The sequence below is a fragment of the Polaribacter sp. IC066 genome, from assembly GCF_007997085.1.
GTDB lineage: Bacteria > Bacteroidota > Bacteroidia > Flavobacteriales > Flavobacteriaceae > Polaribacter.
This window is the reverse complement of record NZ_VORR01000012.1, coordinates 42,231-53,313: the sequence shown is the minus strand read 5'-3', so window position 1 is coordinate 53,313 and position 11,083 is coordinate 42,231. Positions and strand designations below refer to the sequence as shown.

The following is an 11,083-nucleotide window of genomic DNA, read 5'->3' as shown; positions in this document are numbered from 1 at the left end:
TTAAGACATTTAAATTCAATAAAATATAAATAACAAATTGTTAATGAGTGTTTTAAAATACATTATCTTGGTTCATAAAAAAGGAATAAAAAGTTAAAATATTAATTTTCCTTAAATTTTTATGCTATTTTTATTAAAAGCCCTAAGCATTTAGTAATTTTTTAGCAAGCTCCTTCCCTAATTCTACTCCAAATTGATCATAGCTATAAATATTCCATAAAATACCTTGGGTAAAAATTTTGTGTTCATACATAGCGACTAATTTTCCTAAAGACCTTGGCGTTAACTTATCAAAAAGAATGGCGTTGCTAGGTCTATTACCTTCAAAGACTTTAAAAGGTAATAGTGTTGCAATTTTATCTTCATCTCCAGAAAATTTTAGTTCTAAATGTACTTCCTCTTTCGTTTTACCAAAAGCTAAAGCCTCCATTTGACCATAATAATTTGCCATTAATTTTTTGTGATGATCTGTTAAACCGTATAAAGATTCTTTGTAGCCAATAAAATCTGCAGGAATTAACTTTGTTCCTTGATGCACCAATTGCATAAAAGCATGCTGCATATTAGTACCTGTGCTTCCCCAAACAATAGTCCCTGTTTGATAGTTTACTTTATCGCCATTTCTATCAACACCTTTTCCATTACTCTCCATAATTGCCTGTTGCAAATAATCTGGAAGTTTCTTTAAATATTGTGAGTACGGTAAAACTGCTTCTGTTTCTGCTAAATAGAAATTGTTATACCAAATACTTAACAAAGCTAAAATTACAGGAATATTTTTTTCGAATGGTGTATCTCTATAATGAATATCCATTTCCTCTGCACCGTTTAAAAGTGCCTTATAATGATCAAAACCTACTGCTAAACTAATAGATAAACCAACTCCAGACCATAAAGAAAAACGACCCCCAACCCAATTCCACATCGTGAAAACGTTCTTTTTATCAATCCCAAAATCATCAACTAACTTTAAATTTGTAGAAACCGCAACAAAATGTTTTGGAATATCAAAGATAGTGGCTGATTTTAAGAACCAATTTTTTAGCGTTTCTGCATTTGTAATTGTTTCTTGCGTTGTAAATGTTTTTGATACAATGACAAATAAGGTAGTTTCTGGATTTAGTTTTTTCATCACCTCTGAAACATGATCACCATCAATATTAGAAACGAAATGTGTTGTTAATTGATTTTTATAAAATTGCAAAGATTCAACAATCATATCTGGTCCTAAATCAGAACCGCCAATACCAATATTCACAATATCTGTAATAGATTTACCTGTATACCCTTTCCATTTGCCGGAAATTACTTTATTAGAAAAACTTTTTATCTTTCTTAAAGCTGCTTGTATTTGTGGCTTCACATTTTTGCCATCTACTAAAACAGGATCATCCGAAGTACTTCTTAATGCGGTATGTAAAACTTCTCTGCCCTCTGTTACGTTAATTACTGCTCCAGAATATTGCTTTTCAATAGCATCTTTTAAGTCAACCTCATTTGCTAAATCAACTAATAAATTAATGGTTTCTTTTGTAATTCTGTTTTTTGAAAAATCTACTAGCAAATCTTCAAACTCTAAAGAAAACTCTTCTTTTCTCTGTTCATCTTTGTACAAATCTTTGATATTGATATTTTTAATATCATTAAAATGATTTGTTAATGCTGTCCATGCATTTGTTGAAGTCGGGTTGATGTTTTTTAAAGCCATTTTTTAATTTTGTGCGATTGTTTCTGTAACAATTTCTGGTTTTTTTACTGGTATTTTTTTATAATCCAGCTGATATTTTAAAGGTTTGATGAAATCAAAAAATACTGGTTTCACGTGTTTCTCCATCGGTTTTGCATCTGGCAATTTCTCTTTTAAAGGATCTACTTGTTTGCCATATTTACAGAAACGATAACAAACATGTGGTCCACCTGTATTGCCGGTCATACCAACCCAGCCAATGACATCTCCTTGTTTTACAAAATCTCCTCTTTTAACTTTACGTCTCTTCATGTGCAAATACTGCGTAGAATAGGTGCTATTGTGTTTTATTTTTACGTAATTACCGTTACCACCTCTTCTTTCAGATTCTGAAACAGTACCATTTGCTGTGGCTATAATTGGTGTATTAATTCTAGCAGCGAAGTCTGTGCCTCTATGAGGTCTAACTCTATTGCCATAATACGCTATTTTTCTTTTTAAATTGTACCTAGAAGATATTCTGTATTGAAATTTAATAGGTGCTTTTAAAAATTGACTTCGCAGCATTTTTGCATTTTCATCATAATATTCATGAATATTTAAAATGGAATCTGCCAAAAAACGAAATGCGTATAAATCTTTTCCTCGGTGTTTAAAAACTGCTGATTTCACCTTACCATATCCAGCAAAAGTAGAATCATCGATAAACTTTTCTTCGTAGACAAATTTAAAAGAATCTCCTTTTTGAAGTTTATAAAAATCTAAAGTCCAAGCATACATATCTGCAATTGTCCATGTTAAATTTGTATTCAACCCCAAACTATCCATCGTAGCAGAAAGGCTTGTTAAAATAACACCTTCTACTTCTTTTTCAATAATTTTAATTGGTTTTTTATAACGTGTTGCCGTGATTATAGAATCTTTAAAATCTACAATTGTGGCACTTATTTTATCATGCTTATAGATAAAAACCTGTGCTTTCTTCGTAGAATCTTTGCTTGCTAATATGGTATAAGGCTTTCCGGCTCTTACACGTCTAACATCAAAAGTATCTTTAACAGTAATGGCAATCTGATTTATTTTAGGATATAAAACATGGTGCCTGTCTAAAATTACTCCAAAACTTTCTCCATTTTTAATGGTGTCGTGAATTACTCTATAATCATCAATTTTATAACCAAACCTTATTTCTGGTATTTTTTCAATAATTACCGGCGGCAAAATTGGTTTTTTTTCTTCTTTTTTACAGGATAAAAAGGAGAGCGTAAAAGCGAATAAAATTAAAATTTTTTTCAAGAAGTTGTTACTTTTGGATCGATTTTCAAAAGTACAAATAAAATTGATTTATTTTAAACCTAATAAGAGAAGTTCATAAAAAGGTTTCGTTAAAGTTTTCTAAAGTTCACCAAAAGGATTTGCCAAACCTTTATAGGCCTCTAGCTCTGCTCTTAAAGAGCCTACTGCTAGAGAAGCAGTCATTTTAATCGGAATTTTGTTAGCGTCATCGGTAATCCATATTTTAACACTTTCTTCTGCCTCAAAAATTCTACCTGACTGCACCAAAGGGATAAATACCAAAGAGTTAACCTTACCAAATTTTGTTTTTAAAACTTCTCTTCCTAAAAACAGCAATTTAAATGGATATACTTGCGAATCTAAAAACATATCTAATTTAATTTCATCTCCCTTTTTTAGCCCTTTTGTATCTACCGTTCTTAAGTAATAGAAAGAGGAAAGCATGTCTTGCACATTGTTAAAAGCGATAGAAGTGTCTTGTTGCGTAGTAAAATCTTGTACATACGCTGTTTTAGCCTTGTAGTTGAAAGAGGTAATTCTATGTTTTAGATAACCACCTTCATCAATTTTTCTCTTAAACAAATACGGCTTAATAGTATCTTTATCAAAATAAGACTCATAAACGTCATCGACCTCAAAAAACCATTTTATCATGCCAGAAGTCCAACCAGTTCCTATGGTATGAAAAACTTTTTTGCCGTTTAACGCGGTCTCTTTTACTTCTAAAACTGCTGTACCGGCTCTTAAAAAGCCACTGTAGCTCATCTTAAAACGAAGAGATTCTCCTCCTTTAAAGGCATCTTTTTTATCTTGACTAAAAGTCAGCGTTAAAAAAAATAAGGAATAAAATAATAGGACGAGTTTTTTCATAAAAATCAAACTTATAAAAAAGTATTGACAATTACCGTTCCGAAAACAAAAAAAAGTACTTTGAAGCGTTATGTAAACTACTTTTTAACGATTAATTTAGGTTTTGCAACCTACATTAGTAAAATATAATTTTTAAATGAGTGCTATTTATACTTATTTGCTACCAAAATGAGTGCTTTTAAAAGCTCCCCCAATTTTTTAACTCTTCTTCACTCCATAAATAGGGATAAAAAATTCTTCGTTGAAATTTTGGATGCATGTATTTACGCCAACTAGTGCCCCCGGTAGCTTCTAAATCTTTCTCTTTTCCGCCTAAATACTTACCGGCCGCATTGTAATGCGCCATGACCCATTTTACATTTACCGTATAATCATAATGGCGCATTGCCTTTATTAAATCTTCATTTTCTTGAACTTCTCTAGGCAGTTGTTTAAATTTTAAAGACAAATTAATATCCTCATAATCTTCCATAAAGTCAATAAATATGCCCATGTATTTTTCTTCGAAAAGATTTAATAGCGTAGATTTTTGACCCGTAGTATAATTTTTACCTGCGGCTTGCCAGTACAAATGGTTGTATGCGTTCTTAAAAGAAGAGTTTCTATCGATATCCTCTCTAAAACGAGCATCAATTAAATTGATTAACTCTGTAGATGCAAATTCAATTTTACGGTATTGCGCCGACTGAAAACCACTTGCAGGTGTTAAGGTGTTTCTAAATTTTAAATATTGCTCTTTCTCCATTCCGTCTGCCATTACATTAAAAGAATTGCACAGCATATCAAAATACCGACTAACTCTTCCTAAATGCAAAGAAAATTTATCCGCAGAAACCTCTGTTGTTTTGGCAACTTGATCTATTTCCCATAAAATCATTTTAAAAAGTAATTCATTTACCTGATGATACATGATAAAAACCATTTCATCGGGTTGTGTAGTTCTTGGAATTTGCAGACCTAAAAGTGCATCTGTCTGAATATAATCCCAATACGTAATTGGTGTACTCCACAACAACCCCTCTAACATGGCATCTACAGGAACGCCTAGTTTATCGTACTTTTCTTCTATTGCTTTTAAAATTTCTTCTCTTTCCATTTTTGCTTTAAGATTCAAGGTAATTAGCGCCAAGAAACAAGGTGAATTTTAGGTTTTCGACATTGAGTGCAATTTACCACAAAAATTAAGATTTATAGAATTAGAAGCCCCTTCAATACGTCTGGTATCTGTAAATCTTACTTATATTTTAGCGGATACCTAGCATAACATTTGAAGTAAAACTAAAACTCGATATAAAACTAAAATAGCACACATAAGAATCCTTCAAATTGAATTTCTTCTCTTTGTATTTTTTTTGATTCGAGATAAACTTTAGAATCAAGATGATTCGAGCCAAGAACCAAGATAGCGTCAAAACCAAGATAAATTGTAAGTTTTCTATGCTGCTTAAAATGAACTATTCAAATTTAGATTTATAGAATTAGAAATCCATTCAATGTATTTTGATGTTTGATTCTTTAATCCTTGTAATTTTTAATTTACGATTATGGATGCTATGAGTAATAAAGCGAATACTATTAAAATAGCGTATATGAGTAATCTTAAAATAGGCTTTTCTTGTGTGCGTTTTTCAATTAAATATATATATTTTCTTAATTGATTTTTCATTTTAATTGTTATTCATAAGCCATTGCGAGCTACGAAGCAATCTGTTGGTTCATTCAAAGATTGCTTCGTGCCTTGCAATGACGCGTATTTCATTGTGAACTGATACTGAAAACTGTCTCCTAAATTATAGCGTTCCTCTCTTCGCCTGCTCTCTTTCTATAGATTCAAACAATGCTTTAAAGTTTCCTGCGCCAAAACCTTTTGCGCCCATTCTTTGAATTACTTCAAAAAATAAGGTTGGTCTGTCTTCGATTGGTTTCGTGAAAATTTGTAATAAATAACCCTCTTCATCAGCATCTATCATGATTCCTAAACCCCTTAATTTTTCGATATCTTCAGCTAATTCGTGACTAAATTCTTTTAATCTTGCAGGTACCGAGTTATAATATTCTTCTGGCGGTGTCGATAAAAATTCGATTCCGTTTGCTTTTAATTGAGAAACTGTTTTAATAATATCATCTGTTGCTACTGCAATGTGTTGCACTCCAGAACCTTCATAAAAATCTAAATACTCTTCTATTTGAGAACGTTTTTTTCCTTCTGCTGGTTCGTTTATCGGAAACTTGATACGGCCGTTTCCATTCGACATTACTTTACTCATTAATGCAGAATATTCGGTGTGAATTTGCTTATCATCAAAAGACAAAAAGTTAACAAAACCCATTACATCTTCATAAAATTTTACCCAAGTATTCATTTGATTCCAACCAACATTACCAACCATATGATCGATGTATTTTAAACCTGCACTTGGCGGATTGTAATCTGATTCCCATTTTTGAAAACCCGGTAAAAATGTTCCGTTATAATTTTTACGCTCTACAAACATATGCACCGTTTCTCCGTACGTATAGATTCCTGCTCTCACAACTTCGCCATGTTCGTCTGATTCTACAACCGGCTCCATGTACGATTTTGCCCCACGTTTTGTCGTTTCTTCATAGGCTTGTCTTGCATCTTCTACCCAAAGCGCAATCACTTTTACGCCATCACCATGTTTTACAATATGATTGTTTATTTCTGACTTACTATTTAGCGGAGTTGTTAAGATAATTTTAATTTTATCTTGTGTTAACACATAACTCACGGAGTCTTTAGAACCTGTTTCTAATCCGCGGTAAGCATACGACTGAAAACCAAATGCTGTTTTGTAAAAATGTGCAGCTTGTTTGGCGTTACCCACATAAAATTCTACATAATCTGTTCCTAAAAGGGGAAGAAAATCTTGTGCTCCTTCAAATATTTTTTCTAAACTGTAATTTACTGATTCTATTTTTTTATCCATCTTTTGATGATTTTGCAGATCTCACAGGTTTTAAAAACCTGTGAGATCTTTGTGTTTCTAAATTAACTATTTCTCTATTATAAACGATGTATGATCAAACAAGTTTGGTCCTGATTGAAACCTTTCGACTTCGCTCAAAACAGGCTCTATACTTTTTTGTTTTTCACAAAAAAGATATAGTGAAAAGCAGGACATAACTTCAAATAATTATTATTTTAATAAGCTATGTAAACAAAACGATTCCAGCCGAGTTTCCCTTCCCTTCGGGAAGACTAGGATTGGCTTAACCACGATTTATAATACTCTTCATCGGCAATTTTCATAGCTTCTTCTGTAACCTGTAAAGGTTTAAAAGTATCTACCATGACTGCCAATTCTTCGGTTTTTATTTTACCAATACTGCGCTCTGCAGCTCCGGGGTGCGGCCCATGAGGAATACCTGACGGATGCAAAGAAATATGACCTTGATCAATATCGTTTCTGCTCATAAAATCGCCATCGACATAATAAATTACTTCGTCTGAATCGATATTACTATGATTGTATGGTGCAGGGATTGAATCTGGATGGTAGTCATACATACGCGGCACAAAACTACAGATCACAAACGCATTGGTTTCAAACGTTTGATGCACAGGTGGCGGTTGATGAATTCTGCCCGTTATAGGTTCAAAATCATGAATTGAAAATGCATACGGAAAATTATATCCGTCATAACCAACCACATCAAAAGGATGTGAAGCATAAGTCATTTCTATAATTTCGCCTTGTTTTTTTACTTTGATTAAAAAATCGCCTAACTCGTTATAGGTTTCTAATTCGTGCGGTCTTCTTAAATCTCTTTCGCAAAAAGGCGAATGCTCTAACAATTGACCAAAATAGTTTCGATACCGTTTTGGTGTATAAATTGGCGAATACGATTCTACAATAAAAAGTCTGTTATTCTCGTCATCAAAATCTAACTTGTAAATAACGCCTCTCGGAATTACTAAATAATCGCCGTATTTGAAATCGATGTTTCCTAAATGTGTTCTTAACTTACCGGTTCCTTTATGAATAAATATAACTTCGTCGGCATCTGTATTTTTATAAAAATATGCTGTGGTAGATTTTTTTGGAGCTGATAAAATAATGTTACAATCGGTATTTGTCAACACAATTTTTCTGCTTTCTAAATAATCGTTTTCAGGCGGAACTTGAAATCCGATAAATTTATACGATTGAATATTATTAGCTTTCGCAATAACTGGTTTTACAGAATATTGCTTTCCAATATGTTTAACCATGGTTGGTCTGTGCTCGTGGTAAGAGTTGGTAGACATTCCGTCGAAACCAATAGTACCAAAAAGTTGCTCGGAATATAAAGTTCCGTCTTTCTTACGAAATTGCGTGTGTCTTTTGGGTGGAATTTTCCCTAATTTATGATAGAAAGGCATAATGAAAATGTTTAATTGTTAAACTGTTTAATCGTTTAATTTTGATGAAATCCCTACCTTAACTTTATTTAAAAGTTAGATAAAATAGTAGCCAAAGAAATTATTCTGGATTTCTTTTTATCAAAAATTTTAATTGAATTAATAATTCTTCAAACATTTCAATCGATTTAGTGACTTGCACAAATATAAGAAAAGAGAATTTATATAACTAGAAAGTAACAAAAAACCCGAAACATTAATGTTTCGGGTTTTTATATACGTGTTTCTACTTTTATTCAGTTGGCAAGCGCTCATCGACCATTTTTGCTGGCATATCTGCCATTAAATCAAAAATATCTAAAATACTTCTTACGGCATCTTCTTCTTCTAATTGTTCAGAAACAAACCACTGTAAGAAAACTTCAGATGCAAAATCGTCTACACTTCTTGCTTTTTTAAAGCACTTATACACAGATTGTGTTACTTTAATTTCTTGATCTAAAGATTTTTCGTACGTTTCTCTTAATTCTTCAAAATCATGATTAACTGCTGCAACTGCAGGAGATAAAGCTGCGCCACCTGCGTTATTTATAAACTCGAAAATTTTCATTCCGTGCTCTCTTTCTTCTTGTGATTGTTTGTAAAAAAAAGCTTTACTGTTTACAAGCCCACGCTGATCGCACCAAGATGCCATTGCTAAATAAGAGGCAGATGCGTGCATTTCTAATGCTATTTGTTCGTTTAAAACATCCATTACTTCTGGATGAATTGTCATTTGTCTTCTTATTGCTACTTTCATATCTAAACCTGTTTGAAACAAAGGTACGTCAAAAAGGAGTTGATTTTAAGCAGGTAAAAAATTTAAAAGCAATCTAAATAAAGATAACAGGTTTTTAAAAATCAGAAAAACAATAGGCTAATTCTTCTTTTAAATCTAATAACTTCGGAATATCTAGAAATACTAAATGCTTTTTATCTGCAATAAATAACAATACAAAATTTTCATTTTGAATAATGTCTTCTATACCTTGTGCAGATGTAAATAGATTTATTTTATTTCTTAATTGAAGTACTTGCGGAAAAGTGAGTGTCATTATTTTTTCGTCTATCTTTAGTTGATAGTTACAAAACGTAATTTTTGTAAGCTGAATATTGAAAGTTACATCACTTAATAGTTCCATGCTGCAAATATAATTATTATTTAGAATAAATAAAGATAATATTTGAGAAAAATAAATTCATCTCAATAAATTCTTTCAAATGAAATGATTTACGCCTAACAACTGATAAAGTGGTATAAAAATCACCCAAAAAACCAAAACAAATACAAATAATTTCGTAAAGGTTGATGCTGATTTTTTGGTATTTATAAAATTTGCTTCTAAATTATTAGATTGTAATAAAACATCTTTTGATTGATACAATGGTTTGTCTAATGCTGATTTAGAGTTTTTGTTTTCTGGGATTTGGCTATAATATAAAAGTAGCACTGAAATAACTATACATGAGCCTAAGGCAAATAGTAAAATATCATAGCCCGATAAAAGCTCATCATAAAAACTGGGTGTTGCATTAAAAGCGAGCATAGTTTTATATTTTCATCTAAAATACAACTTAAAATTAAAATCTTAACAAGCCCTCACAGGTTTTAAAAACCTGTGAGGGCTGTAATTTCTTACTCAATCTTTTTAATAACTGCTTTTGGCGCTTCTTTTCTTGTACCGTCAAAACCATCTACACCACCAACGGTAGTGTACTTCATTACATATTTTTTATCAGGAAAAATACGTTGATAAGCACTTTGACACATTAAGGTTGCTTCATGAAAACCACAAAGAATTAACTTTAATTTACCGGGATAGGTATTTACATCTCCAATAGCATAAATTCCAGGAATATTGGTTTGATAATCTAATGCGTTATTTACTTTAATGGCGTTTTTCTCGATTTCTAATCCCCAATCACCAATAGGTCCTAATTTTGGTGATAAACCAAAAAGCGGAATAAAATGATCGGTTTCAATAGTAAAAGGTTCTCCTCCGTTTTGAACTACAGAAACTCCTGTAACTTTATCTGTTCCGACAATTCCTTTTACCTCTGCGGGTGTTATCATGGTAATTTTACCCGAATCTTTTAATTCCTGAACTTTATCTACAGAATCTAAAGCGCCTCTAAATTCGTTTCTTCTATGAATTAATGTTACCGATGCCGCAACATCTGTTAAAAATATAGCCCAATCTAAAGCAGAATCTCCACCACCAGAAATTACTACTTTTTTATCTCTATAAAATTCTGGATCACGAATAATATATTCTACCCCTTTATCTTCAAAATCTATAATGTTTGGAATTGGTGGTTTTCTTGGCTCAAAAGACCCTAAACCGCCTGCAATAGCAACTATTTTTGCTTGATGCTTTGTGCCTTTATTGGTCGTAACGATAAAAGATTCATCTTCTTGTTTTTCGATGGTTTCTGCACGTTCTCCTAACGTAAAACCGGGTTCGAATTGTTTAGATTGTTCTAATAATTTCTCTGTTAAATCTCCTGCTAAAATTTCTGGATATGCAGGAATATCATAAATAGGTTTCTTCGGATAAATTTCTGAACATTGGCCGCCAGCTTGTGGCAAAGCATCTATTAAATGACAACGCAGTTTTAACAACCCTGCTTCAAAAACGGTAAATAATCCTGTTGGACCAGCACCAATAATTAAGATATCTGTTGTAATCATTTCTATTTTCTTTACTTCGTTATTGCGAGGAACGCAACAATCTATTTATTTAGATGAGATTGCTTCGTTCCTCGCAAAGACGTTACTTTAAAAAATTTATTGAACTTTAAAATTCTTTTTTCATTCTGGTGAA

Annotated in this window: 10 protein-coding genes; all 10 read right to left on the bottom strand. The window is 32.1% G+C overall.

Annotated features, from left to right (window positions below):
* Positions 1 to 142 precede the first annotated feature (142 nt).
* On the bottom strand, positions 143 to 1,708 hold the full coding sequence (gene pgi, locus ES044_RS05855) for a glucose-6-phosphate isomerase (protein ID WP_147118915.1): 1,566 nt from the start codon (positions 1,706 to 1,708) through the stop codon (positions 143 to 145).
* A gap of 3 nt (positions 1,709 to 1,711) precedes the next feature.
* On the bottom strand, positions 1,712 to 2,983 hold the full coding sequence (locus ES044_RS05850; RefSeq protein ID WP_147186938.1) for a M23 family metallopeptidase: 1,272 nt from the start codon (positions 2,981 to 2,983) through the stop codon (positions 1,712 to 1,714).
* Positions 2,984 to 3,082: 99 nt separating this feature from the next.
* The gene (locus ES044_RS05845) at positions 3,083 to 3,853 is read right to left on the bottom strand and encodes a DUF3108 domain-containing protein (RefSeq protein ID WP_147118913.1); all 771 of its coding nucleotides are present in this window, start codon (positions 3,851 to 3,853) and stop codon (positions 3,083 to 3,085) included.
* Positions 3,854 to 4,031: 178 nt separating this feature from the next.
* Entirely contained in the window at positions 4,032 to 4,949 is a 918-nt protein-coding gene (locus tag ES044_RS05840) for a tryptophan 2,3-dioxygenase family protein (RefSeq protein WP_147118912.1), read from the bottom strand.
* Between the two features lie 694 nt (positions 4,950 to 5,643).
* On the bottom strand, positions 5,644 to 6,804 hold the full coding sequence (gene hppD, locus ES044_RS05835; protein ID WP_147118911.1) for a 4-hydroxyphenylpyruvate dioxygenase: 1,161 nt from the start codon (positions 6,802 to 6,804) through the stop codon (positions 5,644 to 5,646).
* A gap of 272 nt (positions 6,805 to 7,076) precedes the next feature.
* Entirely contained in the window at positions 7,077 to 8,240 is a 1,164-nt protein-coding gene (locus ES044_RS05830; protein ID WP_147118910.1) for a homogentisate 1,2-dioxygenase, read from the bottom strand.
* 271 nt (positions 8,241 to 8,511) lie between these two features.
* Positions 8,512 to 9,018 carry a ferritin gene (locus tag ES044_RS05825; RefSeq protein WP_147118909.1) on the bottom strand — a complete coding sequence of 169 codons (507 nt, stop codon included), beginning with the start codon at positions 9,016 to 9,018 and terminating at the stop codon, positions 8,512 to 8,514.
* A gap of 94 nt (positions 9,019 to 9,112) precedes the next feature.
* Positions 9,113 to 9,400: a hypothetical protein gene (locus ES044_RS05820; RefSeq protein WP_147118908.1), complete on the bottom strand. Its 288-nt coding sequence runs from the start codon at positions 9,398 to 9,400 to the stop codon at positions 9,113 to 9,115.
* Between the two features lie 75 nt (positions 9,401 to 9,475).
* Entirely contained in the window at positions 9,476 to 9,805 is a 330-nt protein-coding gene (locus ES044_RS05815) for a hypothetical protein (RefSeq protein WP_189663241.1), read from the bottom strand.
* Positions 9,806 to 9,894: 89 nt separating this feature from the next.
* On the bottom strand, positions 9,895 to 10,950 hold the full coding sequence (locus ES044_RS05810; protein ID WP_147118907.1) for an NAD(P)/FAD-dependent oxidoreductase: 1,056 nt from the start codon (positions 10,948 to 10,950) through the stop codon (positions 9,895 to 9,897).
* Positions 10,951 to 11,083 lie beyond the last annotated feature (133 nt).

Coding starts and splice junctions, on each gene's coding strand:
- pgi (WP_147118915.1), bottom strand. CDS start 1,708: ATGGCTTTAAAAAACATCAACCCGACTTCAACAAATGCATGGACAGCA.
- ES044_RS05845 (WP_147118913.1), bottom strand. CDS start 3,853: ATGAAAAAACTCGTCCTATTATTTTATTCCTTATTTTTTTTAACGCTG.
- ES044_RS05840 (WP_147118912.1), bottom strand. CDS start 4,949: ATGGAAAGAGAAGAAATTTTAAAAGCAATAGAAGAAAAGTACGATAAA.
- hppD (WP_147118911.1), bottom strand. CDS start 6,804: ATGGATAAAAAAATAGAATCAGTAAATTACAGTTTAGAAAAAATATTT.
- ES044_RS05830 (WP_147118910.1), bottom strand. CDS start 8,240: ATGCCTTTCTATCATAAATTAGGGAAAATTCCACCCAAAAGACACACG.
- ES044_RS05825 (WP_147118909.1), bottom strand. CDS start 9,018: ATGAAAGTAGCAATAAGAAGACAAATGACAATTCATCCAGAAGTAATG.
- ES044_RS05820 (WP_147118908.1), bottom strand. CDS start 9,400: ATGGAACTATTAAGTGATGTAACTTTCAATATTCAGCTTACAAAAATT.
- ES044_RS05815 (WP_189663241.1), bottom strand. CDS start 9,805: ATGCTCGCTTTTAATGCAACACCCAGTTTTTATGATGAGCTTTTATCG.
- ES044_RS05810 (WP_147118907.1), bottom strand. CDS start 10,950: ATGATTACAACAGATATCTTAATTATTGGTGCTGGTCCAACAGGATTA.